Below are 26256 nucleotides of genomic sequence, written 5' to 3' on the forward strand. Positions count from 1 at the left end.
GTGCCATGCGCGGCCGCTATGGCGGCGATAGCCAAAGCCCTTGCTCGCCACGCCTCCCACGCTCTCAACCCCTCGATAGAACATGAACGAAGGCCACCCCGTCCAGGCCCTGTGGTGCGACCCCGCCGACGGCATCGTCGCGCGGATCGTCCGCGCGCTCGCCGAGCGCCAGGTGCACGCTGCCCGCACGGTGGTGCTGGTGCCCTATGCGCAGCTGATGGGCGTGGCGCGCGCCATGTGGGCCCGCTGCGGCAGCGCCGGCTTCGTGCCGCGCTTCGAGACCACGCACAACTGGGCCCGCAGCGCCGGCGGCTTCGTGCCCTCCGGCTACGACATCGCGCACGACATGGCGCGCGACCTCGTCACCGCGCAGGCCCTGCTGTCGCAGGCCGGTTTCAGCGCCGAGCGCTTCGCACTGGCCGGCCGCCTGGTCGAACTGGCCTACCAACTGGTGCCGCTCGCGTCCGCCGTGTCGCCGGACGAGCGCGTGGGCGAATGGGCCGCGCGCGCGGCGCAGGTGGCGGAGGCGGGCAGCGAGTCCGAGTGGTTCCGCACCGAGAGCGCGCTGATCCGCATTGCCGTGGCGTGGGTCGCCACCTCCGGCTACGCCACGGACGTGCTCCAGCGCGAGAGCACGCGCGCGCAGGTCGATGCACTCCTCGTGCTCGAGGGCTTCCAAACCGATCCGCTCACGCAGGCCCTGTGCGCCCTGTGGGGTGACCGGGCGCTGCGCCTGTCGCTGGTGCCGGCCGATACGCGGCCTGAAGCCGCGGCCTCGCATGTGGCACTCGACCCGGAGGACGAAGCCGAACTCGCGGCCGCCTGCGTGCTGCGCCACCTGGCCGAAGACCGTGCGCCGGTCGCGCTGGTGGCGACCGACCGCGCGCTCACACGCCGCATCAGCGCACAGCTCAAGGCGCAGGGCGTCATCACCCACGACGAGACCGGATGGAAACTTTCGACCACGCGCGCCGCCGCCACGCTGATGAGTTCGCTGCGCGCCTGCGCCCATGACGCCAGCAGCGACCAGGTGCTCGAATGGCTCAAGAGCGGCGCCGACGGTGATGCGCTGGTCGTCCAGTCGCTCGAGGCCCGCCTGCGCCGCGAAGGCGTGCGCGACTGGTCCGCGTGGTGCGCGCTGGTGGCGCGCAGCGAGAAGTCGCACGACGCCGCGCTGCTGAGCTTCACCGAAGCCATCGAGGAACGCCGCGCACCGATGATGCGATCCAGGCCCCTGGCCGAATGGCTGCGCGCGCTGCGCGAGCTGCTGGAGGCGGGCGACCAGTGGGAGCCGCTCAGCGAGGACATGGCCGGCGGCAAGGTCATTGCCGCACTGTGGCTCGACGCCGGCGCCCATGGCGACGACGAAGAATTCCCCGGTGGCCGCCATACGCTCGCCGAGTTCACCGCCTGGGTCCGCGACGTGCTCGAAGACGCGAGCTTCGTGCCGCCCGCCGGCGACCAGGCCCCGAAGGTCGTCGTGCTGCCGCTTTACCAACTGCTGGGCCGTGGCTTCGGCGCGGTCGTCATCCCTGGCTGCGACGACCGGCGCCTGCCTGCATCGCCGGAGCCGCCCGGCAACTGGAGCGCCGCGCAGCGCGCCGATCTCGGCCTGCCTTCGCGCGAAGCACTCGAGGCCGCACAGCGCGCGGCCTGGGCCATGGCGCTGCACAACCCGTCGTGCGAGCTGCTCTGGCGCCAGTCCGACGCCAACGGCGAGCCCGTGCGCCCGAGCCCGCTGGTGCAGGCCTTGCAACTCGACCACGCCTTGCGTCCCGCCACCGACCCGCGTTCCCCGCGCGAAGTGGCCGTGCAGCCGACCGAATACCCCAAGCCTTCAGGCGCGCTGCTGCCGCTGCAGAACATCTCGACCAGCGTGTACGAAGACCTGCGCCGCTGCCCCTATCGCTTCTTCGCGCTGCGGCAGCTCGGCCTGCGCAGCGCCGACGAGCTCGATGCCGAGGTCGACAAGCGCGACTTCGGCAACTGGCTGCACGCCGTGCTCGGCCACTTCCACCAGGCGCTGACCGAAGCCCCGACGCAGGACGCGCAGGAGCGCGCCGCGTTCATCGAGGAGGCCGCGCGCCGGGCCACGCGGGAGCTCGGCTTGTCCGATGCCGAGTTCCTGCCGTTCGCGGCGGCTTGGCCCGCGGTGCGCGACGGCTATCTCCATTGGCTGACGGGCCACGAAGCCAGCGGCGCGGTGTTCGTCGAGTCCGAGCCCTGGAAGGAGCAGCCGCTGGGCGACCTGCGCCTGATCGGCCGGCTCGACCGCATCGACCGCATGCCCGATGGCCAGCCCTTCGTGATCGACTACAAGACCGAGTCCGCCTCCGTCAGCAAGGAGCGCGTGAAAGACCCGACCGAAGACACCCAGCTGGCCTTCTACGCGGCGCTGGTGGCCGACGACACCCTGCGCGCGGCCTACGTGAACGTGGGGGAGAAGTCCTCGGGGACGCAGACCGTCGAGCAGCCGGCCGTGGTGGAGGCGCGTGACGCACTGGTCGCCGGCATCATCCACGACTTCACGCGCATCGCCCAGGGGGCGCCGCTGCCGCCATTGGGAGAGGGCGCCGTCTGCGACTACTGCGCGGCGCGCGGCCTCTGCCGCAAGGACTTCTGGGAGGTGGCGCAATGAACGGCGCAGCCTACGAACACAACGGCCGGCATGTCACGCGCGAAGCCTTCTACGTCGTCGCTTGCGACCCGCGCCGTTCGGTAGCGGTCGAGGCCTGCGCGGGCGCAGGCAAGACATGGATGCTGGTGTCGCGCATCCTGCGCGCGCTGCTCGAAGAAGGCGATTCCGCCTGCGAGCCGCACGAGATCCTGGCCATCACCTTCACCAAAAAAGCCGCCGGCGAAATGCGCGAGCGGCTCGACCAGTGGCTCGAGGATTTTGCCGAGCGCTCGCCCGACGAACTGGTCGCCCAGCTCGTGATGCGCGGCGTCGAGCCCGCCGCCGCACTGGCTGCGGTTCCGCGACTGAAGGGCCTCTACCGGCGCCTGCTCGAAGGCGGCCGGCCGGTGCAGTTCCGCACCTTCCACGCCTGGTTCGCGGGCCTGCTGCGCAACGCGCCGTTGGCGGTGCTGCGCGAGCTGGGCCTGCCTTCGAACTACGAACTGCTCGAGGACGATGCCGAGGCGCGCAGCCACACCTGGCGCCCGTTCTTCGAAGCGGTCACCGCCGACCGGAATGCGCTGGCCGACTACTACGCAGTCGTCGCCACCCACGGCCGCTCGCAGACCGCCAAGGCGCTGAGCGAGGCGCTGTCCAAGCGCGTCGAGTTCTCTCTGGCCGATGCGGAGAACGCGGTGCAGCACTTCAGCGCGTTCTATCCATCGCTCGTCGGGCTGGAGGAGCCGACCGACGCCTTGCGCGGCAGCGAAGTGCGCCAGCGCTGGCTGGGTCGCGCAGCCGCACTGGGCAAGGAATCCAACAAGACGCCGCAGAAAGCCGCCGAGGCCATCATCGACGTCTTCGGCACGGGCGAACCCGAAGCGGGCGCGCTGCAGGCCGCGCTGGCGCACCTGCGCAAGAACTTCTTCGTGGCCACCGAAGACCGGCTCAACAAGAACCTGCAGAAATTCCAGGCCGCCCAGGAGGCCGAGGCCGAATTGCAGGTGCTGTGCGGCGCGCAGGCCCAGCATGCCGCGTGGCTCTATCAGCAGCGCATGACGCGGCTCACGCGCATCCTCATCGCGGTCTTTGCCGACGTGAAGCGAGCGCATGGCTGGGTCGACATGAACGACGTCGAACAGGCCGCCCAGCTGCTGCTCGGCCAATCGGCCTTGTCTGGCTGGGTGCAAGAGCGGCTTGACGCGCGCATCGCGCACCTGCTGATCGACGAGTTCCAGGACACCAACCCGCTGCAGTGGCAGGCGCTCTACGGCTGGCTCAGCGCCTACACCGGCGCGCAGGGGCGGGCTCCGCGTGTGTTCATCGTGGGCGACCCGAAGCAGAGCATCTACCGTTTCCGCCGCGCCGAGCCGCAGGTGTTCATCGCCGCCAAGAAGTTCGTGCGCGAGTGCCTGGACGGCGAGCTGCTGAACTGCGACCACACGCACCGCAACGCGCGCGCCGTGGTCGGGCTGGTCAACTCGGCGATGCTGGCCGCGCAGGAAGCCGGCGAGTTCGACGGCTACCGCGCCCACACCACCGAGCGCAACGACGCGGGCGAACTGCTCAAGCTGCCGGCCATCGACCGCGATGCGCTCGGCGCCGCCGAGGCCGAACCCGCCGACGACGGCATGCTGCACTGGCGCGACAGCCTCGTCACGCCGCGCGTGCTGCCCGAGGAGCAGTTGCTGCAGAAAGAATGCGAGCAGGCCGCGCAGTGGGTCGCGCAGCGCATTGCCGACGGCACGCCGCCGCGTCAGATCATGGTGCTGGCGCGCCGCCGCAGCCGCTTGTCCGCCATGCAGGATGCGCTGCGCCAGCGGCACATTCCCGTGCAGCAGCCAGAGAAGAACGAACTGCACGACGCACCCGAGGTGCAGGACGTGGTCGCGCTGATCGACGCGCTGGTGTCGCCCGCGCACGACCTTTCCCTGGCGCGAGCGCTGAAATCGCCTGCTTTCGGCATCGGCGACGACGCGTTGGTGCAGCTGGCGATTCGCCAGCGGGAGCGCCCGTCGCTCAACTGGTTCTCGCTGATCCAGAAGGGCGAAGACCTGCCGGCGGAGCTGACGGAGGCCGGCGTCAAGCTGCGCAAGTGGCAGCGCTGGCTGATGACGCTGCCGCCGCACGACGCGCTGGATGCGATCTTCAACGACGGCGACCTGCTCGCGAAGTTCGGCGCGGCCGTGCCGGCGCCAATGCGCCAGGGCGCGCTGGCCAACCTGCGCGGCGTGCTGACCGCGTCGCTCGATATCGACGGCGCCCGCTTCACCACGCCCTATGCGCTGGTGCGTTCGCTGCGTGCCGGCGGCGTGCGGGCGCCGTCCGTCGCCGCGCCTGACGCCGTGCAACTGCTGACCGTGCACGGCGCCAAGGGCCTCGAGGCCGACACCGTGCTCATGCTCGATTGCGACGCCCCGCCGCCGCGCGCCCAGACCATGGGCGTGCTGGTCGAATGGAAGGGCAGCGACAGCGCACCGACGCGCTTCGTGTTCCTCGCGAGCGAGAAGACGCCGCCGGCCTGCGCAGCGGCCTTGCTCGAAGAAGAGCAGCGCGCCCGCCATCGCGAGGAACTGAACGGCCTCTACGTCGCGACCACGCGGGCACGCGAGCGGCTGGTGCTGTCATCGGTTCGCCCGGCGCGCGCCAACGAGGGCAGCTGGTGGGCTCGGCTGGAGCCGCTGTGCGAGCCCACGGAGGCCGACGAGCCGCTGGTCGCGCTGCCGGCCGAGAGCGGCGCGGGCAGCTTCTGGATGAAGAAAATGCCCGAGGCGCCCGTGTCGGCCGAAGCGCCTTCGACAAAGAAGGCGGCTGCGAACGCCACCGTCGACGCACGCGCCGCGGCCTTCGGCCAGGCCATGCACCGCCTGCTCGAATGGGCCGTGCCGGGCGAGCCTTTGCCTGCTGCCCATGTGCGTGCGGCCGCTCGAGAATTCATGCTCGATGCACAGCAGGCACGCGGCGCCGCCGCGCTGGCCCAGCGCATCCGTGCCGGGGCGGGTGCCTGGGTGTGGGACGATCGCAGGGTCGACTGGCATGGCAACGAAGTCACGCTGGTGCATGAAGGCGAGACCTTGCGCATCGACCGTCTGGTGCGCGAGCGCGACGGCGGCGCCTGGTGGGTCCTCGACTACAAATCCGCGGCGCGCCCCGAACGGGACGCCGCGCTGATCGCACAGATGCAGCGCTACCGCGCGGCAGTGCAACATGCCTATCCCGGTGCCACGGTGCGCGTCGCGTTCCTGACCGGGCAGGGCGAACTGGTAACTCTCGAATGAATGTTTCTCCTGCCGTTGCCGTGATCGGCGGCGGACCCGCCGGGCTCATGGCGGCCGAAGTACTGAGCGCATCCGGTGCGCAGGTGCATGTGTATGACGCAATGCCCTCGGTGGGGCGCAAGTTCCTGCTGGCCGGGCGCGGCGGCTTGAACCTCACCCACTCGGAACCCTTCGATGTGTTCATGAGCCGCTTCGGCGATCGCCGCGCGCAGCTCGAACCCATGCTCGGGAAGTTCGGCCCGCAGCAGGTGCGCGAGTGGGCAGCGGGGCTGGGCATCGAGACCTTCGTCGGCACGTCGGGCCGCGTGTTCCCGACCGACATGAAGGCCGCGCCGCTGCTGCGGGCATGGCTGCACCGGCTGCGCGCTGCGGGCGTGCAGTTTCATATGCGGCATCGCTGGCTGGGCGACGGCGCGATCGACCTTGGCGCGCTGCGGTTCGCGACGCCCGCCGGGGAGGTAGTCGTGAAAGCCGACGCGGTGGTGCTGGCGCTGGGCGGTGCGAGCTGGGCGCGTCTGGGTTCCGACGGGGCGTGGGCGCCGTGGCTGCAGGCCAGGGGCGTGGAGGTGGCCCCGCTGCTGCCCGCCAACAGCGGCTTCGACGGCGAGGGGTGGAGCGAACACTTTTCGAGCCGATTCGCGGGGCAGCCTTTCAAGTCGGTCGCGATTTCGTTCACCGACAGCCAGGGCCGCCACTTCTCGCGCAAGGGCGAGTTCGTCGCGACGGCCACGGGCATCGAGGGCAGCCTGGTCTACGCGGCATCGGCGCTGCTGCGCGACGAGATTGCAGCGAACGGCAGCGCGACGCTGCTGCTCGACCTGCTGCCCGACCGCAATGCCGAGCAGGTGCTGGCGGCGGTGAAGCACCCGCGCGGCGCCCGCTCGCTGAGCAGCCACCTCAAGAGCCGGCTCGGCATCGAAGGCATCAAGGCCGGTGTGCTGCACGAGGCATTGAGCAAGGACGCGATGCACGACCCCGTGCAACTGGCGGCCACGATCAAGGCGGTGCCGCTGAAGCTGGTCGCGACGCGGCCCGTGGACGAGGCAATCAGCACGTCGGGCGGGGTGCGATTCGATGCGCTGGATTCTTCGCTGATGGCGAACGCGCTGCCCGGTGTGTTCGCTGCGGGGGAGATGCTGGACTGGGAGGCTCCGACCGGCGGCTATTTGCTCACGGCGTCGATGGCGAGCGGTGCTGCCGCGGCGCGGGGCGCCATTCAGCGGCTGGGGCTGTAGAAGCCCTGCGCCGCATCGGAGTTTTCGCTGAGTGAATTTGCAAGCTCCGTTTCATTTCGCGTGGAATGAAACGAAGCTGCGGAAGAGGTTGACGAGCCTTACCCCTGGCACTGACTACGCAGTTAGGGCTGCTTGGTTCCCCACCTGACCCGGTTGGCCACTTCACCATGCAGGGAGGCCCGTCAGCTCGTATTGTAACCCCCCAGGATGCGCGCACTTCGTGTCGCTTCTCCTTCCCCCCTGCTGGGGGCGACACCTGAGGCCCGGCGAAGCCGGTTCCTCGGTGTCCCGCGAAAAGACAGGGGCTTTTTTGTTTGCGGGGGTGACGCGGGCTTGGGAGCGACGCCGCGCCTTTTAGAATGCCCGCAATGTCTTATCTCGTGCTCGCTCGCAAGTTCCGCCCGAAAACCTTCGGTGAGATGGTCGGCCAGGGGCATGTGGTGCAGGCGCTCGAGAACGCGTTGACGACGCAGCGCCTGCATCACGCCTATCTTTTCACCGGCACCCGGGGGGTCGGCAAGACCACGGTCTCGCGGATCCTGGCGAAGTCGCTCAACTGCCAGGGGCCGGACGGGCAGGGCGGCATCACGGCCACGCCGTGCGGTGTCTGCCAGGCTTGCCGCGACATCGATTCCGGCCGTTTCGTCGACTACACCGAGCTCGACGCGGCCTCGAACCGCGGTGTCGACGAGGTGCAGTCGCTGCTCGAGCAAGCCGTGTACAAGCCGGTGCAGGGGCGCTTCAAGGTCTTCATGATCGACGAAGTGCACATGCTCACCAACACCGCGTTCAACGCGATGCTGAAGACGCTCGAGGAGCCGCCCGAGTACCTCAAGTTCGTGCTGGCCACGACCGATCCGCAGAAAGTGCCGGTCACGGTGCTGTCGCGCTGCCTGCAGTTCAACCTGCGGCCGATGGCGCCCGAGACGGTGCTCGAACACCTCACGAGCGTGCTGCAGACCGAAAACGTTCCGGCCGAGCCGCAGGCGCTGCGCCTGCTGGCGCGCGCGGCGCGCGGCTCGATGCGCGACGCGCTGTCGCTCACCGACCAGGCCATCGCATTCGGCAACGGCGAGCTTGTCGAGGCCGGCGTGCGGCAGATGCTCGGCAGCGTCGATCGCGGCCATGTGTTCCGCCTGATCGAGGCCCTGGCACAGGGCGACGGCAAGACGGTGGTCGAGACGTCCGAAGCGCTGCGCGTCGACGGCATGTCGGCCGCGTCCACGCTGGAAGAAATGACGGCCGTCCTGCAGGCCATGGCCGTATTGCAGGCCGTGCCCTCGCGCGCCGAGTCGGCCGATGCCGCCACCGACCCCGATGCCGCCGACACCGCGCGCCTCGCCGCGCTGATGCCTGCCGACGAGACGCAACTGCTCTACAGCCTCTGCCTGCACGGCCGTGGCGAGCTGGGCCTGGCGCCCGACGAGTACGCGGCGCTGACCATGGTGCTGTTGCGGCTCCTGGCCTTCAAGCCTTCCAACGCGGCTGCTTCGACAGCCTCCACGGAAAAAAAAACTCTGAATGAAGCCGCGGCTGCCGCGCCGCAGGCGCCGGCACGTGCCCCGGCACCCGCTCCAGTCCCTGCGCCGGTCGTGCGTCCGCCGGCCGAACAGCCGGCTGCCGTAGCCCCCGCGCCGGCCCCGACATCGCCAACGGCACCGGCTGGGCAGCGCCTTGCCGTGGTCGACGAACCCCGCCGCCAGCCCGAGCAGCGCCCCGAGCCGCCCGAAACGCCCGCCAAGGTCGTCGGCGTGCCCATCCGTGTGCAGCCTCCGCCCAGCGCGCGCGATGTTCCCCCCGCCGAAGGCTCGCAGCGCGTTCCCTACACGCCCATTCCCCAGAGCGAAGACGGCGATTTCTGGCACGCCACGGTCACGCAACTGGTTGCCTCCGAAGCCATCAACGCCCTCACGCGCGAACTGGCGCTGCAGTCGCAGCTGGTGGGCCGCGACACCGACCAGTGGATGCTGCGCATCGAGCGCGAGACGCTCAACCAGCCCTCCAGCCGCGAAAAGCTGACGGCCGCGCTCAACGGCCTCGGCCACGACGTCAAGCTCACGATCGAGATCGGCGCCGTGGTCGACAGCCCGGCCCGCCGCAACAGGCAGGCCGCCGACGAGCGCCAGCGCGTGGCCGAGGAAGCCATCTACAACGACCCCGAAGTGCAGGCGCTGATGCGCGACTTCGATGCGAAGATCGTCCCAGGAACCCTGAAACCGGCCTGAGCTTTCGTCTCTCTTATCCTTCTCCCATTTTCCAACCCAACAATCAGGACCAACGATGTTCAACAAAGGACAACTGGCCGGCCTCATGAAGCAGGCGCAGGCAATGCAGGACAACCTCAAGAAGGCCCAGGAAGAACTGGCCCACATCGAGGTCGAGGGCGAATCGGGCGCCGGCCTCGTCAAGGTCGTCATGACCTGCAAGCACGACGTCAAGCGCATCACCATCGACCCGAGCCTGCTGGCCGACGACAAGGACATGCTCGAAGACCTGGTGGCCGCGGCCTTCAACGCCGCCGTGCGCAAGGCCGAGGAAACCAGCGAGCAGAAGATGGGCAAGCTCACGGCCGGCATGCCGGGCCTCCCGCCCGGCATGAAGCTGCCGTTCTAAGCGGTACATGGCCGACGCCAGTTCGCTCGACGCCCTGGTCGATGCGCTGCGCCGCCTGCCCGGTGTCGGCGTGAAGTCGGCCTCGCGCATGGCTTTTCATCTGCTGCAGCACGACCGCGACGGCGCGCAGCTGCTCGCGCGCGCACTGCAGCAGGCCGCGGGCAACGTGCGGCACTGCGAACTCTGCAACACCTTCACCGAAGCGCCGATCTGCAGCGTCTGCATGGACTCGCGGCGCGACGTGAGCAAGCTCTGCGTGGTCGAGACGCCCGCCGACCAGGCCGCGCTGGAGCGCACCGGCGCATTCCGCGGCTATTACTTCGTGCTGATGGGCAAGCTCAGCCCGCTCGACGGCATCGGCCCCAACGACATCGGGCTGCAGAAGTTGTTCAACCGCGCGCTCGACGGCACGGTGAGCGAAGTCATCCTCGCCACCAACTTCACCGCCGAGGGCGAGGCCACCGCGCACGTGATCGGCGAAGCCCTCAAGCAGCGTGGGCTGACGGTGACGCGTCTGGCGCGCGGCGTGCCGGCCGGCAGCGAACTCGAATACGTAGACCTCGGCACCATCGCGCACGCGCTGGTGGACCGGCGGTAGCCACGCCGTCGCCGGAGACAAGACGACATGACTTTTTCACTGCTCACGGTAGCCTACTGGTGCGTGTTCATCGCCTGCGGCCTGCCGTACCTGGCCGCATGGATCGCCAAGGCGGGCAGCTTCGGTCCGCGCGACAACATGCAGCCGCGCGAATGGGCCGCGAAGCAGAGCGGCTGGCGCGCGCGTGCCAACAGCGCCCAGACCAACAGCTTCGAAGGGCTGCCGTTCTTCATCGGCGCCGTCATCATCGCGCACCAGCTTGGCGCGGCGCAGGGGCGGCTCGACATGCTCGCCGTGGCCTACGTGGTGCTGCGCGTGATCTATATCGGCCTCTACATCAAGGGCATCGGCGGCGCGCGCAGCGCGGTCTGGGCGCTCGGTTTCCTCGTTAACGCGGCGATTCTTTTCATCGGTCGATAGCCACGTGCGCAGGGCCTTCTGGAGGCCTTCATGCTTACGTGAAAACCCGCACGGGATGACCCCGATGCAGTCGCGTGATGCGGCCCCTAAGCTCGATTCAGTCCAGACGAATCACAGAGCCTCCAGGCACCGTTTCATGCTCCATCGCCGCGCCCTCATTTCCGCCTCCGCCATTGCCGCCGCAACCATCGCGTTGCCGCGTGTCTTTGCGCAACAGGCGAAGCTGGAGAAGACCAAGGTCTCCATCGCGGTGGGTGGCAAGGCGGCGTTCTACTACCTGCCGCTGACCATCTCCGAGCAGCTCGGCTACTTCAAGGCCGAAGGGCTGGACGTGGAAATCTCCGACTTCGCCGGCGGCGCGCGTGCGCTGCAGGCCGTGGTCGGCGGCTCGGCCGACGTGTGCTCCGGCGCGTACGAACACACCATCAACCTCCAGGCCAAGAACCAGTTCTTCCAGGCCTTCGTGCTGCAGGGCCGCGCGCCGCAGATCGCGGTGGGCGTGTCGACCAGGAACATGGCCGGCTACACCGGAATCCAGGATCTCAAGGGGAAGAAGATCGGCGTCTCGGCACCGGGCTCGTCGACCAACATGGTGGCCAACCTCGTGCTGTCGCGCGGCGGGCTCAAGGCCAGCGACGTGAGCTACATCGGCGTGGGCGTGGCGGCCGGCGCGCTCACCGCGCTGCGCTCGGGCCAGATCGACGCCATCAGCAACACCGACCCGGTGATGACGATGCTCGAGCAGAAGGGCGACGTGAAGATCATCAGCGACACGCGCACGCTCAAGGGCACGCAGCAGGTGTTCGGCGGCACGATGCCGGCGGCCTGCCTGTACGCGTCGGCCGATTTCATCCAGAAGAATCCCAACACCTGCCAGGCGCTGGCGAACGCCATCGTGCACGGGCTCAAGTGGCTGCAGACGGCAGGGCCGGGCGACATCATCAAGACGGTGCCGGAGACCTACCTGCTCGGCGACCGCGCGCTGTACCTCGCGTCCTTCGACAAGGTGCGCGAGTCGATCGCGACCGACGGCCTCGTGCCGGCCGACGGCCCCAAGACCGCGCTCACCGCCATCGCCAGCTTCGACACCACGGTGAAGGCCGACAAGATCGACCTCGCCAAGACCTACACCAACGATTTTGCAAGGCGCGCGAAAGACAGGTTCAAAGCCTGATTCCGAACGTCCCCGCGACCCGGCTCAGGCCGGGTTTTTTCTGCCCCGTCCGACCATGTCCGACCACGCACTCGAACTCCTCTCCATCAGCTGCACCTTCCATTCGAAGGACGATCCGGGCCAGCGCTACACGGCGGTGGCCGACACCACGCTGCGCATCAAGGCCGGTGAGTTCGTGTCGGTGGTCGGCCCCACGGGCTGCGGCAAGTCGACGCTGCTGAACGTGGGCGCGGGGCTGCTGCAGCCCTCGTCGGGCACGGTCAAGGTGTTCGGCAAGACGCTGGAGGGCGTCAACGCGCGCGCGGGCTACATGTTCCAGACCGAGGCGCTCATGCCTTGGCGCAGCGCCATCGACAACGTGATGGTCGGGCTGCAGTACCGAGGCGTGCCCGACGCCGACGCGCGCAGGCAGGCCGACGCCTGGCTGGCGCGCGTGGGCCTGTCGGGCTTCGGCGACCGCTATCCGCATCAGCTCTCCGGCGGCATGCGCAAGCGCGTGGCGCTGGCGCAGACGCTGGTGCTCGACCCCGACATCATCCTCATGGACGAGCCCTTCAGCGCGCTCGACATCCAGACGCGCCAGCTGATGGAGAACGAGGTGCTCGACCTTTGGAGCGCAAAGAAGAAGGCGGTGCTGTTCATCACGCACGACCTCGACGAAGCGATTGCGATGAGCGACCGCGTGGTGGTGCTGTCGGCCGGGCCGGCGACGCGCCCCATCGGCGAATTCGCCATCGACCTGCCGCGCCCGCGCGACGTGGCCGAGGTGCGCACGCAGCCGCGCTTCGTCGAGCTGCACACGCAGATCTGGGAGGTGCTGCGCGACGAGGTGCTCAAGGGCTATGCGCAGCAACTGAGGAAGGCCGCCTGATGCCGCGCGCACACTTCGGCCTCAACGAGCGCAATGCGCGCTTCTGGCAACTGGCGCTGCTGGTGGTGATCCTTGTCGCGTGGCACCTGGCTTCGCGCAACCAGCAGTTCGCTTTCTTCGTGGGCGAGCCGATCCAGGTGGCGGGGCGCATCTGGAGCTGGTTCCTGCCGTTCGATGTGCCGGCCAACGCGCTCTTTCCCGAAGGGCTCAAGGGCAACGCCGACATCTACCTGCACCTGGGCACCACGCTGCTGGAGACGGTGCTGGCCTTCGGCATCGGCACGGTACTGGGCCTGGCGTGCGGGCTGTGGCTTGCGCTGGCGCCGACCGCGAGCCTGATTCTCGACCCCTACATCAAGGCCGCCAACTCGATGCCGCGCGTGATCCTCGCGCCCATCTTCGCGCTGTGGTTCGGCCTGGGCATCTGGAGCAAGGTGGCGCTGGCCGTCACGCTGGTGTTCTTCATCGTGTTCTTCAACGTCTACCAGGGCGTGCGCGAAGTGAGCCCGGTGGTGCTGGCCAACGCGAAGATGCTGGGCGCCAACCAGCGGCAGCTGCTGCGTACCGTGTACCTGCCGAGCGCGACGAGCTGGGTGTTTTCCAGCCTGCACACCTCGGTCGGGCTGGCTTTCGTCGGGGCGGTGGTGGGGGAGTACCTGGGCTCGGCGCGGGGCGTGGGCTATCTCATCCTGCAGGCGGAGGGCACCTTCGACGTCAACACGGTGTTCGCGGGCATCGTGGTGCTCACGGCCTTTGCGCTGGTGCTCGACGGCATCGTCGGGCTGATCGAGAGGCGCCTCATGAAGTGGCAGCCCAAGACTGGCGAAACCGAGAAGCTCTAGCACCCCTCGTGCGATGATCCCGCGCGGCGCGCCGCAGCGACAAGGAGCGCCGCAACGACTTCACAGGGGTAGAGCATGAGCCACGACAACAAGCGGGCCACGACCTTGCGCTCGCGCAGCGAGGCCGCCAGGGTCTCGAACGAAGAATTGTTCTTCGACCTGGTCTACGCGTTTTCCGTCACCCAGCTGTCCCACTACCTGCTCGACCACCTCACGCTGCCGGGGGCGCTGCAGACGCTGGTGATGTGGTTCGCTGTATGGCTGGGCTGGCAGTACACGGCCTGGACCACCAACTGGTTCAACCCCGGCGCGCTGCGCATCCGCGGCGTGCTGTTCGCGATCATGCTGCTGGCCATGGTGATGGCCTCGGCGCTGCCGGGCGCCTTCGCGGAGCGGGGGCTGGTGTTCGCGCTGTGCTTCGTGGGGATCCAGGCGGGGCGCACGCTGTGCATGTTGATCGCCATCGGCCCCAACGACCCGCTCACGCCCAACTTCCGCCGCCTGCTGGCATGGAACTGCGTGGCCGGCGTGTTCTGGATCGCGGGCGGTTTCGCGCAAGGCGAGGCGCGCCTTGCGCTGTGGTTCTGCGGCGTGCTGTGCGAGTACGTCGCACCGATGATCGGCCTGCGCTTTCCGGGCCTGGGCCGTTCGCTGACGAGCGACTGGACCATCGACGGCGGCCACCTGGCGGAGCGCTGCCAGCTCTTCGTGATCGTGGCGCTGGGCGAATCGGTGCTGGCCACCGGCATCGCCTTCGGGCACCACGCCGAATGGCACGGCGCAGACCTGTTCGCGCTGATGGTGGGCTTCTCGGGCAGCCTGGCGATGTGGTGGATGTACTTCGACACCAGCGCCAAGGAGGCGACCCATGCCATCGAGCATTCGGCCGACCCCGGCGGCATCGGCGCCAAGTTCCACTACACGCACGTGATCCTGGTGGCGGGCATCATCGTGTGCGCGGTGGCCGACGAGCTGACGATCAACGAGGGCTCGCACCACGCCGAGCTCAAGTACCTCGGCGCGCTGATCGGCGGGCCGGCGCTCTACCTGTTCGGCAATGCGCTTTTCAAGCGCGTGGTGCGCGGCTTCTTGCCGCAGTCGCACCTCTACGGGCTGGGCCTGCTGGCCGTGCTCGCGGTGTTTGCGCCGCACCTGTCGGTGATCGTGGTGGGCACGCTCACCACGCTCGTGATGATTGCCGTGGCCGCGCTGGAAGCCGTGGTGCGCCGCAGGGCGTGGGCCGCGACGCCCACGCACTGACGAAAGCTGCGCCTCTTATCAGCGCTTCTTCTTTGCCGGCGCGCCGCCGCGCTTCTCGCGCACCACCTGTTGCTTGCTGCTCGCGGGCACCTTGGCGATGTTGGCGCCGCGCTGTACCGCGGGCCTCGCCGCCTGCTTCGACGATGCCGCCGCATGGCCGCGCGCGGGCGGAATGCCGGTGCCCACGCGCGCCGCGACGGTCGCGCGGATCGGCAGGTACACCACCACGCTGTAGCCGCGCTTGAACGCGTGGTTGGGCTTCACGTCGTTCCATTCGGCGACGGCGGCGGGCTTGAGGTTGTAGCGCCGCGCAATGGAGGCCACGTTGTCGGCGCGGCCCGCCTTCACGGTGGTGCGGCGGGTGACGATCTCGGGCTGGAAGCTCAGGTGGCCGCCATCGGCCACCACGGCAGCCACGTCTTCCTTCACACGGGCGCCGCGCGGCACGATCAGCGTCGAGCCGGCCTTGATGAGCATGCGCGGCGGCACGTTGTTGATGGCGCGCAGGTCGGCTTCGCTCATGCCCGAGCGTTGCGCGGCGTCGGCCACGGTCATCGTGTTGGGCACGACCCAGGCGGTCCAGCTGGCGTACTGGCCTTGCGCGTAGGCGTCGAAGTTGCGCTGGAACACGGCCGCGTTGTCCCACGGCAGCAGGATCTGCGGCGTGCCGGCGGCAATGAGCACGGGCTTGTGCGCGGCCGGGTTCAGCGCGCGGAAGTCTTCCAGGCGAACGTCTGCCAGCTTGGCGGCCAGCTCCACGTCGAGGTCGCGCGTGAGCGTGACGGTCTGGAAGTACGGGTGGTTGGCGATCAGCGGCAGCTCGGTGTTGAACGCCTGCGGGTTGGCCACGATGTTCTTCACGGCCTGCAGCTTGGGCACGTACATGCGCGTCTCGGCGGGCATGGTGAGGTCGCTGTAGGTGGTGGGCAGGCCCAGGCGCTGGTTCTTGGCGATGGCACGGCTCACGCTGCCTTCGCCCCAGTTGTAGGCGGCCAGGGCCAGCTGCCAGTCGCCGAACATGCCGTAGAGCTTCTGCAGGTAGTCGAGCGCGGCGCGGGTGGAGGCCACCACGTCGCGGCGGTCGTCGCGGAAGATGTTCTGCTTCAGGTCGAAGTCGGTGCCGGTGGCCGGCATGAACTGCCACATGCCCGCTGCGCGCGCGCTGGAGATGGCCTGCGGGTTGAACGCGCTCTCGATGTAGGGTAGCAGCGCGAGCTCGGTCGGCATGTTGCGGCGCTCAAGCTCCTCGACGATGTGGAAGATGTACTTGTTCGAGCGCTCGGTCATGCGCTGGATGTAGTCGGGCCGGCTGGCATACCACTGCTCGCGGTCGCGCACGAGGTCGTTGTCCAGGTTGGGCATCTTGAAACCGCGGCGGATGCGGTCCCACATGTCGGCGGGCGGGGCGAGCGTGACGACGCTCTGCGAATGGGCCTGGCTGGTGGCAAGCGGGGAGAGGGCGTCGCGCGGGTAGACGGGGCTTGCGCTGCCGCCGGCGGTGGCGCCGGCTCTGGGGGAGGAGGAAGACGGTGTGGAGCTGTTGTTCGTGCCCGCGCAGCCCGCGAGCACCAGTGAACCTGCAAGGCAGGTGGCAGCAATCAGTTTCATCGGAAGTCGTTTTTCCATTGGCGCAGTGCGGCGAACACGTCGGCCTCGGCTGCATCTGCAGCCAGCTCGGCGTGGGCACGCACCGCTCGAAGGACAGTGGCTTCGCGGCTGCGAAGAAAGGGGTTGATCAGGCGTTCGGTCGCCAGTTGCGAAGGCAGCGTGGGCTGCCCCTGTGCGCGCAGGCTTTCGCAGCGCGCGTTGTAGTGAGTCAGATCGGCGTTGGCCGGTTCCACTGCAAGGGCGAAACGCAGGTTAGAAAGTGTGTACTCGTGGGCGCAGCAGACGCGCGTGTCGCCGGGCAGCGCCGCGAGCGCGTCGAGCGAGGCCAGCATCTGCGCGGGCGTTCCCTCGAAGAGGCGGCCGCAGCCGCCCGAGAAAAGTGTGTCGCCACAGAAGAGAAGCGGTGCCTGGGAAGGCGCCGCCGGCAGGAAGTAGGCAATGTGCCCGGCCGTGTGGCCCGGTACGTCGATGACTTCGAAGCGCAGGCCCAGTGCGTCGGCCACGTCGCCCTGCACCAGCGGCGTGTACGGCTCGGGGATGCGCTCGCGTGCGGGGCCCCATACCCGGGCGCCGGTGGCGGCGTGCAACGCCCCCACGCCGCCGGTGTGATCGGCATGGTGGTGCGTGACTAGAATCGCGGCCAGCTGCAGCTTGTGGCGCGCCAGCGCGTCGAACACCGGTTGGGCGTCGCCCGGATCCACCACGATGGCGTGGGACCCGTCGTGCAGCATCCAGATGTAGTTGTCGGCGAAGGCGGGCAGCGGAACGAGGGTCATGAGCGGTCAAATTATAGGTTTGCAGGATTGGTTCGCGACCCCCCCGGGGCGCTACCTTCTGGCCTGGGAGCAGGCCCAGTTCGATCAGGCGGTGGCCGATGTCTTCGGCTATCACGCGCTGCAGCTGGGCGCGGCGGAGGTCGACGGCCTTCGCACCAACCGCATGCCGCACCGCTGGCTCGCGCTGGACGACCCGGCCCGGCGCGGCAAGGCCGCGCTGCTGTCCGACTTCGCGGCCCTGCCTTTCGCGGCCAACAGCCTCGATCTCGTCGTGCTGCCGCATGCCCTGGAACTCAGCCCCGACCCGCACGCCACGCTGCGCGAGGTCGAGCGGGTGCTGGTGCCCGAGGGCCGGGTGGTGATCTGCGGGCTCAACCCGGCCAGCCTCTGGGGCATGCGGCAGCGCCGCGCGCACATTTACCGGCGCTTGGGGCTTGGCGATCTTTACCTGCCCGAGGGCGGCGAGTTCATCGGCTACTGGCGCATGCGCGACTGGCTGCGGCTGCTGAGCTTCGAGGTGGAGTCGGGCCGCTTCGGCATCTACCGGCCGGCCGTGCGCAGCGAGGCCTGGCTGGAGCGCTCGCGCTGGATGGACGCGGCCGGCGAGCGCTGGTGGCCCATCTTCGGCGCGGCCTACTTCCTGGTGGCGGTGAAGCGGGTGCGCGGCATGCGCCTGCTGAGCGCCGACTGGCGCCGCGCCGGCGCGCGGGCCAAGGCGCCCGTGCCCATCGCGGGCAAGGTGCATCGCGGCGAGCCCGACAAGAATTGAAAATGAACGAATCGAATGAAGAAGGAAAAGCCAGTTTGACCGAAGTCGTGATCTATACCGATGGTGCCTGCAAGGGCAACCCCGGCCCCGGGGGCTGGGGCGCATGGCTCAAGTCGGGTGCCACCGAAAAAGACCTGTTCGGCGGTGAACTCGACACCACCAACAACCGCATGGAGCTGACCGCCGTCATCGAAGGCCTGGCCGCGCTCAAGCGGCCGTGCAAGGTGCTGCTGTACCTCGACAGCCAGTACGTGCGAAAGGGCATCACCGAGTGGATCCGCGGCTGGAAGGCCAAGGGCTGGGTCACGGCCAGCAAGCAGCCCGTGAAGAACGTCGAGCTCTGGCAGCGGCTGGACAAGCTGGTGACCGAGGGCGGCCACCAGATCGAATGGCGCTGGGTCAAGGGCCACTCGGGCGACCCCGGCAACGAGCGCGCCGACATGCTGGCCAACAAGGGCGTGGACAAGGCGCTGGGGCGACTCTGAACCGCGGCGCAACCCCCGATAATGGGCGCATGACTGAATCTTCACGCTTGGCGGAACTGCACCGCGTGGCCATCCTCGACACCAGCGAGGAGGCCGCCTACGACGAGATCACGCGTCTGGCCGCCCAGTTGTGCGGCACGCCCATCGCGCTCATTTCGCTGATCGACGAGCGGCGGCAGTGGTTCAAGTCGCGTGTCGGTCTCAAGACATCTGAAACGCCCCGGGAACATGCGTTCTGCGCGCATGCCATCGCCGCCCCGGCGGAGGTAATGGTGGTCGGCGACGCGCTCGAGGACGAGCGCTTCAAGGCCAACCCGCTGGTCACGGGCGACCCCAACATCCGCTTCTATGCCGGCGCACCGCTCGTCATGAGCAACGGCGAAGCCCTGGGAACGGTCTGCGTGATCGACACCCGCCCGCGCACGCTGGAGCCGGAGCTGCTGGAGCAGCTGCGCTTCCTGGCGCAGCAGGTGGTGACCAAGCTCGAAGAGCGTGCCCGCGAGCGGGCCGGCTCGGCGTAGATTGCCGAAAGGCGGCTAGATCACGCCGTCGAACATCATCACGTCGACCTCGTCGCCCGCCGCGACGCTGCCCTGGCCGTGGTGCAGCACCACGAGCCCGTTGGCCTCGACCATCGAGCTCAGCACCCCCGAGCCCTGGTTGCCCGCCACGCTGACTTCGGGCAACGCGCCGGGCACCATCCTGACGAAACCCCGCTGGTACTCCGTGCGGCCCGGCTTCTTGCGAAGGGGCCCCGTGGTGCGCGCGCGCAGCAGCGGAGGCGGTGCAGACGCGGCTTCGTGGCAGCCCATCATGCGCAGCAGGGCCGGGCGCACGAAGGCAAGGAAAGTGACCATCACCGCCACCGGATTGCCCGGCAGGCCGAACAGCACGGCCGGCCGCGGCGAGCTTTCACGCGGGATCAGGCCCACGGCCAAGGGACGGCCGGGGCGCATCGCGACGCGCCAGAAGGCCATGTCGCCCAGCTGCTGCATCACGTCGCGCGTGTGGTCGGCCACGCCCGCGCTCACGCCGCCGCTGCTGACGATGGCGTCGGCCTCGCGCGCGGCGCGTTGCAATGCCGCGGCGAGCGTGGCCGGGTCGTCGCGCACCAGGCCCAGGTCGATGATGTCGCAGCCAAGCCGGCTGAGCAGGCCGAACACGGTGTAGCGGTTGCTGTCGTACACGGCGCCTTCGCGGGGTGCGTCGCCCAGGCTCAGGATCTCGTCGCCGGTAGAAAAATACGCCACGCGCAGCCTGCGCAGCGCAGGCACGCCCGGCAGGCCCAGGCTGGCGACCATGCCCAGCGCGGCGGGCGACAGGCGCTCGCCCTTGCGCAGCGCGGGTTGGCCCTGCATGAGGTCTTCGCCGGCAAGGCGGCGGTTGGCGCCGCGGCGCAGCACGCGCGCGGGAAAGCTCACCTTGTCGCCGTCGACCTTGCAGAACTCCTGCGGAACCACGGTGTCCAGCCCCGCCGGCATCATCGCGCCGGTCATGATGCGCACCGCGTCGCCGGCCGCCAGCTCGCCACGCCAGGCCGCCCCGGCCAGCACGGTGCCGGCCACGCGCAGAGTGACGGAGGCGTCGATGGGCGCATCGGCGGGCAGCACCGCGCCGTCGAATGCGTAGCCGTCCATCGCGGAGTTGTCGTGCGGCGGCACGCTGATGGGCGAGACGATGTCTTCGGCCAGCACGCGGCCCAGGGCGTCGAACAGCGAGACGCTTTCGCGCTGCGTGACGACGGCCTTGGCCGTCAGCTGCGAGAGAAAGGCATGGACGGCCTCGACGCTCAGGTCGGCGGCGTCGTAGCCCGAAAGGGTGGAGGCGATGTCTGCGATGCGACTCATGGGCTCATCGATTTTCGAGTGCGTGCAGTTCGGCAAGGGTGTTGGCGTTGAAGAAGGCGTCGGGCGCGTCGCCCGGCCGGTCGAAGGGTACGCGCACGGTGCGGTGCTGCGCGGTCCAGGCCTGGACCTTGCGGCCGCCGGCTGCGGTGTAGCGCCGCAGGCTTTCCAGCAGGTCTGCGCGCAGCAGGCAGAAGACCGGCTGGGGGCGCAGCATGGGGGCAGCGTCTCCGGTTCCGGAGGCTTCGGGCGCGACGGCCATCGCGATCTCCGCGTCGCCTGTGGCGGCCGCTTCGGCCAGCCGCGCGGCCAGGTCCGGCGGGAACAGCGGGGTGTCGCAGGGCACGGTCAGGAGCCAGGGCGTGCGGCAGTGCGCAAGCCCGGTCAGGAAGCCCGCGAGCGGGCCGGGGTAGCCGGCCAGGACGTCGGCATGCACCGGCGCGCCGAAGGCCTCGTACTCCTGCAGGTTGCGGTTGGCATTGAGCATCAGCGTGCCGACCTGCGGGCGCAGCCGGCGTATGGCATGCAGCGCCAGCGGCTCGCCGTTGAACGGCTGCAGACCCTTGTCGATGCCGCCCATGCGCGAGCCGAGGCCGCCGGCCAGCAGCAGCCCGGTGATGTCGGCTGGCGCGATGGCGTGCGCGGGCATGGCGGGCGCCTGCGTCATCCGCCGATGTAGCTCATCTCGACGCGGCGGGGTGCCTTGTCGCCGGCAGCGTCGTCGGCGTCTGTGGTGCGCAGGGCGCGCAGCTCGGAATAGCGGTCGGCGCGGCCCTGCCAGATGTGGCCGATGGCGGAGGCGATGTCTTCATCGCTGGCGGTGCCGCGCAGCAGGGGGCGCAGGTCGTGGCCGGCGCTGGCGAACAGGCACAGGTAGAGCTTGCCCTCGGTCGAAAGGCGCGCGCGGCTGCAGTCGTGGCAGAAGGCCTGGGTGACGCTGCTGATGACGCCGATCTCGCCGCCGCCGTCGGCATAGGCCCAGCGCTGGGCGGTCTCGCCGGGCGCGCTGGCCTGCAGCGGCACCAGCGGGAACTCGGCGTGTATGCGCGCAATGACCTCGGCCGAGGGCAGCACCTCGTCCATGCGCCAGCCGTTGGTGGCGCCCACGTCCATGTATTCGATGAAGCGCAGCACCACCTTGCCGCCGTGCTGCTCGCGGAAGTAGCGCGCCATCGGCAATATCTCCTGCTCGTTGGTGCCGCGCTTGACCACCATGTTGACCTTGATCGGGCCCATGCCGACGGCCAGCGCCGCGTCGATGCCGGCCAGCACGTCGGCCACCGGAAAGTCGACGTCGTTCATGTGGCGGAACACGGCGTCGTCCAGGCTGTCGAGGCTCACGGTCACGCGCTGCAGGCCGGCGCTCTGCAGCGCGGCGGCCTTGCGCCGCAGCAGCGAGCCGTTGGTGGTGAGCGTCAGCGCCAGCGGCTCGCCGGCGGGCGTGCGGATCTCGGCGAGCTGCGCGATCAGGCCCTCGATGTTCTTGCGAAGCAGGGGCTCGCCGCCGGTCAGGCGGATCTTGCGCACGCCGTGGCTCGCGAACAGGCGGGCGAGCCGGGTCATTTCCTCGAAGCTCAGCAGCGCGCTGTGGGGCAGGTACTGGTAGTCCTTGTCGAACACGTCCTTCGGCATGCAGTAGCTGCAGCGGAAGTTGCAGCGGTCGGTCACGCTGATGCGCAGGTCCGTCAACGGCCGGCCCAGCCGGTCCAGCAACTGGCCGTTGGCGGGGACGGCGATTTCCGGCACGGCCACGGCGGGATGCGCGCGGCCGACCGCGGAGATCGGGATGACAGTGCTGCTGCTGTGCTTCATGTGGGGTAGGGGGAGGGCCCGATTTTGCGCCATCGCCCATGGGCCCATTGGCTGCAGGCTACTTGCGCCCGCCGCGGTGCGCCCGGGGGTTATCCCCTGCAGAGCTTCAGGTTCGTGCGGGCGGCGCGCACCACGGGCAGGAAGATCTCGGCGTCGGCGGGCGGATAGTTTTCCTTGATGCCGTCGTCGGTGCGGGCGGCGTCCTCGGCCAGCGGCTGCAGCGTCTTGAGGCAGGCCGCGCGGTCATTGAGCTTGAACTGCGTCAGCGCGATGTCGTTGCGTATCCAGTCCTTGGTGATCCAGTCGAGCGTCTTCTCGCACTCCGAAAGCAGCGGCGACAGGGTGGCCAGGGCGGTCGAATAGTCTTTCGCGTCGTATTGGCGCTTGAAGCTCTTGCGCGAACTGGCCACCGCCTTGTCGGTGCAGGCCGGGGTGGGGCGGGTGTAGGTGCCTTCGAAGGTGGCGCGCATGCCGCAGTTGTCGCGGCATTGCTCGTCGCCGTTGGTCGAGACCGCCACCTTGTCGGCGTTGACCGCGAAGCTGACCACGCAGCCGCTGTCGGCCAGCTTCGCCTTGCCGCGCACGATGGTGCCGTCGAGCGCGCAGGTGTGCGCGTTGGCGCCGATGGTGGTGATGTCGAAGCGTCCGTCGGCCTTGACGCGGAGGGCGCCGCTGCCGCCCTCGTAGATGTAGTCGCCGGCCGGCGGCGTGGAGACCTGCGCCGAGGCCGGGCCGGCGCCGAGCAGCAAGGCAAGCGCCAGTGCGAAGGGCAGGGTGTTCTTGAATTTCATCGTTGGAATCTCCCGGGGAAACATGCCGCGGGGCAGTGTATCGATCGTTGCCGGAAGTTTTCCGACGCTGGCCGGTTTTCGCCATCCCCGATGAGATGTCTTGACGGAGCCAATGAGAATTCCTATCATTTGAGCGCCTGAATACGCAGCACGTCGACAACGCAAAGGGCTCTTCCAACCAAGGAGCCTCCCGACCGTGCCGTACACCCTCCCAGCCTTGCCCTATGCCTTCGATGCGCTCGAGCCTCACATCGATGCGCAGACGATGGAAATCCACCACGGCAAGCACCACCAGACCTATGTGAACAACCTCAATGCCGCGTTGAAAGACACGCCGCACGAGGGAACGCCGGTCGAAGAACTCATCGCCGGCGTCGAGCAACTGCCCGAGCCGCTGCGCGCCCCGGTGCGCAACAACGGCGGCGGCCACGCCAACCACAGCCTGTTCTGGACCGTGATGGCGCCCGTGGGCCAGGGCGGCGGAGGCGCACCCGCGGGAGCGCTGGCCGAGGCCATCGACGCCGACCTGGGCGGCTTCGACGCCTTCAAGGACGCCTTCACCAAGGCCGCGCTCACGCGCTTCGGCAGCGGCTGGGCATGGCTGACGGCAGGCCCCGGCGGCAGGCTCGCCGTGGAGAGCAGCGGCAACCAGGACAGCCCGCTGATGCGCGGCATCGGCTCCGGCAACACGCCGATCCTGGGGCTGGACGTGTGGGAGCACGCGTACTACCTCAAGTACCAGAACCGCCGCCCCGAGTACATCGCGGCCTTCTACAACGTGGTGAACTGGGCCGAGGTGGCCCGGCGCCACGCCGCCGCAACCGGCGGCTGAGGCGCGCGGCCATGAACGACCCCCGGCAGGTGGCGGTGGCGGGTACGCGGGCCAGGCCCGCCCGCCCGACGCGCGAGTGGATCGGCCTTGCCATCGTCGCCGCCGGCGCGCTGGTGGGGCTGTCGCGGTTCTGGACATTCGTGCGCGGCGATCCGATGGTGTGGAACGCATTGCTTGGCGGGTCGGTCGCGGCGCTGGCCACGGCGCTCGGCACGCTGCCGGTGCTGTTCTCGCAGAAGCTGCCCGAGCGGCTGCAGGACACGCTGTTCGGCTTCGGTGCCGGCGTGATGCTGGCCGCCAGCGCCTTCTCGTTGATCATTCCCGGCCTGGAAGCGGCCAGGAACGTGGGCGTTTTCGGCGGCGGCAGCTGGGCGGCGGGCGGCGTGATCGGCTCGGCCATCCTGCTCGGCGGCGCCGCGCTGATGCTGATGGACCGCATGCTGCCACACGAGCACTTCATCAAGGGCCGCGAAGGCCATACGGCGCGGCAGCTGCGGCGCACATGGCTCTTCGTGTTCGCCATCGCGCTGCACAACGTGCCGGAAGGGCTGGCCATCGGCGTCGGCTATGCGGCCAACAACGGGCTGCGGGCGGATGCGCTGGCCACCGGCATCGCGATCCAGGACGTGCCCGAGGGGCTGGTCGTGGCCGTGGCTCTGCTGGCGGCCGGCTACAGCCGGGTCTTCGCGGTGCTGATCGGCATGGCTTCGGGGCTGGTCGAGCCGCTGGGCGCCGTGCTGGGCGCAGCGGTGGTCGGCCATTCGGCGATGCTGCTGCCCTGGGGGCTGGGCTTCGCGGCAGGCGCGATGCTGTTCGTGATCAGCCACGAGATCATTCCCGAATCCCACCGCAAGGGGCACGAGGCCTTCGCCACCAGCGGGCTGATGGTCGGCTTCGTGCTGATGATGCTGCTCGACACGGCGCTGGGATAGCGCCGCAGCCGCTCAGCCGTGCTTGACGGCCACGGTCTTCAGCGTGGTGAAGCCGTACAGCGCCTCGAAGCCCTTTTCGCGGCCGTAGCCGGAAGACTTTACACCGCCGAAGGGCAGCTCGACACCGCCGCCCGCGCCATAGTTGTTGATGAACACCTGGCCGCTGCGCACGCGCCTGGCCATGCGGAACTGGCGCGAGCCGTCGGCCGTCCACACGCCGGCCACCAGGCCGAACTGCGTGGCGTTGGCAAGCGCCACGGCCTCGTCTTCATCGGCGAATTGCATGGCCGCCAGCACCGGGCCGAACACTTCTTCCTGCGCCAGGCGATGGTCCACGGGCACGTCGCGCAGCAGGGTCGGCGCCTGGTAGAAGCCGGTCTCGGGCGCTTCCTCGACCACGATGCCCTGCGCCACCATCGGGATGCCGGCATGTTGTGCATCGCTCAGGAAATCCCACACGCGCTGCTGCTGCGTCTGGCGGATCAGCGGGCCGACGTCGAGGTCCATGGCGGCGGGGCCCACGCGCAGTGCCTCGAAGGCGTGGCCCAGGCGTTCGAGCAGCGGCTCGTAGATGTCGCGCTGGATCAGCACGCGCGAGCCGGCCGAGCAGGTCTGCCCGGCGTTCTGCACGATGGCGTTGATGACCACGGGAATGACCGCGTCCAGGTCGGCATCGGCGAACACGATCTGCGGGCTCTTGCCGCCCAGCTCCAGCGTGACTGGGCAGTGCCGCTCGGCCGCCACCTGCTGGATCAGCGTGCCGATCTTCGGGCTGCCGGTGAAGCTGATGTGGTCGATGCCTTCGTGCCGCGCCAGCGCGTCGCCCACCTCGTGGCCGTAGCCGGTCACGATGTTCAGCGCACCGGCCGGGAAGCCGACCTCGGCCGCCAGCTGTGCCACCCGGATCAGCGAGAGGCAGGCGTCTTCCGCCGGCTTGACCACGCACACGTTGCCCGCCGCCAGGGCGCCGCCCACGCTGCGCCCGAAGATCTGCATCGGGTAGTTCCAGGGAATGATGTGGCCGGTGACGCCGTGCGGTTCGCGCCAGGTGAAGACGCTGTAGCCGTCCTGGTAGGGGATGGTTTCGCCGTGCAGCTTGTCGCAGGCGCCGGCGTAGAACTCGAAATAGCGCACCAGCGCCACCGCGTCGGCCCGGGCCTGCTTGACGGGCTTGCCGCAGTCGCGCTGCTCGATGAGCGCGAGTTCGTCGACGTGCTCGGCGATCTTCTGCGACAGCTTGTAGAGCAGGCGGCCGCGGTCGGCGGCGCTGACCTTGTGCCACACGCCCTCGAAGCAGTCGCGCGCGGCGCGCACGGCCGAGTCGATGTCGGCGGCGTTGCTGCGCTGGATTTCGTCGAAGGCCTGGCCGTCGGAGGGGTCGATGACCGGCAGGGTGCGGCCGGAGGAGGACGGAACGTCCGCGTTGGCGATGTAGTTGAGCTGCATGGGGCTGGATTTTGCGCGAAGCGCGCAAGAAGCGTGGGCGCCCCGGCCGCCGG

At 69.1% G+C, this 26256-nt stretch carries 23 protein-coding genes and 1 other RNA gene; 16 read left to right on the forward strand and 8 right to left on the reverse strand.

All coding sequences use genetic code 11. The features are described 5' to 3' along the window. The first annotated feature begins 82 nt into the window (after nucleotides 1-82). The 3 genes from C4F17_RS03490 to C4F17_RS03500 are packed head-to-tail and all read left to right on the forward strand — an operon-like array spanning nucleotide 83 to nucleotide 7130. Complete coding sequence (locus tag C4F17_RS03490) at nucleotides 83-2638, forward strand: PD-(D/E)XK nuclease family protein (protein WP_106934283.1); 2556 nt, start codon at nucleotides 83-85, stop codon at nucleotides 2636-2638. Next, nucleotides 2635-5895: a UvrD-helicase domain-containing protein gene (locus C4F17_RS03495; RefSeq protein ID WP_106934284.1), complete on the forward strand. Its 3261-nt coding sequence runs from the start codon at nucleotides 2635-2637 to the stop codon at nucleotides 5893-5895. Before C4F17_RS03490 ends, C4F17_RS03495 begins: the two co-directional genes overlap by 4 nt. Continuing rightward, nucleotides 5892-7130 (forward strand): TIGR03862 family flavoprotein, encoded by a 1239-nt coding sequence (locus tag C4F17_RS03500; protein WP_106934285.1) that lies wholly within the window; start codon nucleotides 5892-5894, stop codon nucleotides 7128-7130. The genes C4F17_RS03495 and C4F17_RS03500 overlap by 4 nt, the downstream gene beginning before the upstream one ends. 87 nt (nucleotides 7131-7217) lie before the next feature. On the opposite strand, the gene ffs is transcribed toward C4F17_RS03500, so the two are convergent. Then, an RNA gene (ffs, locus tag C4F17_RS03505) (signal recognition particle sRNA small type) lies at nucleotides 7218-7314 on the reverse strand. Nucleotides 7315-7498: 184 nt separating this feature from the next. Between ffs and dnaX the strand changes: the two genes are divergently transcribed. The 8 genes from dnaX to C4F17_RS03545 all read left to right on the forward strand — a co-directional run bounded on the left by dnaX (nucleotide 7499) and on the right by C4F17_RS03545 (nucleotide 14908). After that, nucleotides 7499-9355, forward strand: coding sequence for a DNA polymerase III subunit gamma/tau (gene dnaX / locus C4F17_RS03510; RefSeq protein ID WP_106934286.1), 1857 nt, complete (start codon nucleotides 7499-7501; stop codon nucleotides 9353-9355). A gap of 55 nt (nucleotides 9356-9410) precedes the next feature. Then, nucleotides 9411-9743, forward strand: a complete 333-nt coding sequence (locus C4F17_RS03515) for a YbaB/EbfC family nucleoid-associated protein (protein WP_007836669.1) — start codon at nucleotides 9411-9413, stop codon at nucleotides 9741-9743. Nucleotides 9744-9750: 7 nt separating this feature from the next. Next, complete coding sequence (recR, locus tag C4F17_RS03520) at nucleotides 9751-10341, forward strand: recombination mediator RecR (protein ID WP_081266265.1); 591 nt, start codon at nucleotides 9751-9753, stop codon at nucleotides 10339-10341. A 27-nt stretch (nucleotides 10342-10368) separates the two neighbouring features. Then, nucleotides 10369-10761: an MAPEG family protein gene (locus tag C4F17_RS03525; protein ID WP_106934287.1), complete on the forward strand. Its 393-nt coding sequence runs from the start codon at nucleotides 10369-10371 to the stop codon at nucleotides 10759-10761. Nucleotides 10762-10897: 136 nt separating this feature from the next. Further along, the gene (locus tag C4F17_RS03530) at nucleotides 10898-11935 is read left to right on the forward strand and encodes an ABC transporter substrate-binding protein (protein WP_081266267.1); all 1038 of its coding nucleotides are present in this window, start codon (nucleotides 10898-10900) and stop codon (nucleotides 11933-11935) included. Between the two features lie 55 nt (nucleotides 11936-11990). Further along, entirely contained in the window at nucleotides 11991-12806 is an 816-nt protein-coding gene (locus C4F17_RS03535) for an ABC transporter ATP-binding protein (protein ID WP_081266268.1), read from the forward strand. Further along, the gene (locus C4F17_RS03540) at nucleotides 12806-13648 is read left to right on the forward strand and encodes an ABC transporter permease (RefSeq protein WP_106934288.1); all 843 of its coding nucleotides are present in this window, start codon (nucleotides 12806-12808) and stop codon (nucleotides 13646-13648) included. Before C4F17_RS03535 ends, C4F17_RS03540 begins: the two co-directional genes overlap by 1 nt. A gap of 75 nt (nucleotides 13649-13723) precedes the next feature. Next, nucleotides 13724-14908: a low temperature requirement protein A gene (locus tag C4F17_RS03545; protein WP_106934289.1), complete on the forward strand. Its 1185-nt coding sequence runs from the start codon at nucleotides 13724-13726 to the stop codon at nucleotides 14906-14908. Nucleotides 14909-14926: 18 nt separating this feature from the next. Here C4F17_RS03545 and C4F17_RS03550 read toward each other — a convergent pair whose 3' ends face one another. After that, a complete protein-coding gene (locus C4F17_RS03550; protein WP_106934290.1) occupies nucleotides 14927-16516 on the reverse strand; it encodes a transglycosylase SLT domain-containing protein in 1590 nt (529 codons plus the stop codon). Beyond that, nucleotides 16513-17292 (reverse strand): hydroxyacylglutathione hydrolase, encoded by a 780-nt coding sequence (gene gloB, locus C4F17_RS03555; protein WP_106934291.1) that lies wholly within the window; start codon nucleotides 17290-17292, stop codon nucleotides 16513-16515. Before gloB ends, C4F17_RS03550 begins: the two co-directional genes overlap by 4 nt. On the opposite strand from gloB, the gene C4F17_RS03560 reads away from it, so the two are divergent. From C4F17_RS03560 to C4F17_RS03570, 3 genes are read left to right on the forward strand one after another with little or no spacing between them, the layout of a single operon-like run. Beyond that, nucleotides 17291-18061, forward strand: coding sequence for a class I SAM-dependent methyltransferase (locus tag C4F17_RS03560; protein ID WP_234382530.1), 771 nt, complete (start codon nucleotides 17291-17293; stop codon nucleotides 18059-18061). The genes gloB and C4F17_RS03560 overlap by 2 nt on opposite strands. 35 nt (nucleotides 18062-18096) lie before the next feature. Then, a complete protein-coding gene (gene rnhA / locus C4F17_RS03565; protein WP_081266376.1) occupies nucleotides 18097-18546 on the forward strand; it encodes a ribonuclease HI in 450 nt (149 codons plus the stop codon). 29 nt (nucleotides 18547-18575) lie between these two features. Beyond that, nucleotides 18576-19067, forward strand: a complete 492-nt coding sequence (locus tag C4F17_RS03570; protein WP_106934293.1) for a GAF domain-containing protein — start codon at nucleotides 18576-18578, stop codon at nucleotides 19065-19067. 15 nt (nucleotides 19068-19082) lie between these two features. Here the strand turns inward: C4F17_RS03570 and moeA are convergent, their stop codons facing one another. The 4 genes from moeA to C4F17_RS03590 all read right to left on the reverse strand — a co-directional run bounded on the left by moeA (nucleotide 19083) and on the right by C4F17_RS03590 (nucleotide 22993). After that, entirely contained in the window at nucleotides 19083-20393 is a 1311-nt protein-coding gene (moeA, locus tag C4F17_RS03575; protein WP_106934294.1) for a molybdopterin molybdotransferase MoeA, read from the reverse strand. A gap of 4 nt (nucleotides 20394-20397) precedes the next feature. Further along, nucleotides 20398-21057, reverse strand: a complete 660-nt coding sequence (mobA, locus tag C4F17_RS03580) for a molybdenum cofactor guanylyltransferase MobA (protein WP_106934295.1) — start codon at nucleotides 21055-21057, stop codon at nucleotides 20398-20400. Further along, nucleotides 21054-22202 (reverse strand): GTP 3',8-cyclase MoaA, encoded by a 1149-nt coding sequence (moaA, locus tag C4F17_RS03585; protein WP_106934296.1) that lies wholly within the window; start codon nucleotides 22200-22202, stop codon nucleotides 21054-21056. Before moaA ends, mobA begins: the two co-directional genes overlap by 4 nt. Before the next feature lie 89 nt (nucleotides 22203-22291). Further along, a complete protein-coding gene (locus C4F17_RS03590) occupies nucleotides 22292-22993 on the reverse strand; it encodes a hypothetical protein (protein ID WP_106934297.1) in 702 nt (233 codons plus the stop codon). Between the two features lie 196 nt (nucleotides 22994-23189). Between C4F17_RS03590 and C4F17_RS03595 the strand changes: the two genes are divergently transcribed. Then, complete coding sequence (locus C4F17_RS03595) at nucleotides 23190-23825, forward strand: superoxide dismutase (protein WP_106934298.1); 636 nt, start codon at nucleotides 23190-23192, stop codon at nucleotides 23823-23825. An 11-nt stretch (nucleotides 23826-23836) separates the two neighbouring features. Then, nucleotides 23837-24757 carry a ZIP family metal transporter gene (locus tag C4F17_RS03600; RefSeq protein ID WP_106934299.1) on the forward strand — a complete coding sequence of 307 codons (921 nt, stop codon included), beginning with the start codon at nucleotides 23837-23839 and terminating at the stop codon, nucleotides 24755-24757. Between the two features lie 12 nt (nucleotides 24758-24769). Here the strand turns inward: C4F17_RS03600 and C4F17_RS03605 are convergent, their stop codons facing one another. Then, on the reverse strand, nucleotides 24770-26203 hold the full coding sequence (locus tag C4F17_RS03605; protein ID WP_106934300.1) for an aldehyde dehydrogenase family protein: 1434 nt from the start codon (nucleotides 26201-26203) through the stop codon (nucleotides 24770-24772). Between the last annotated feature and the right edge of the window lie 53 nt (nucleotides 26204-26256).

This window comes from Variovorax sp. PMC12 (genome assembly GCF_003019815.1).
In the GTDB taxonomy this organism is placed as follows: domain Bacteria; phylum Pseudomonadota; class Gammaproteobacteria; order Burkholderiales; family Burkholderiaceae_C; genus Variovorax.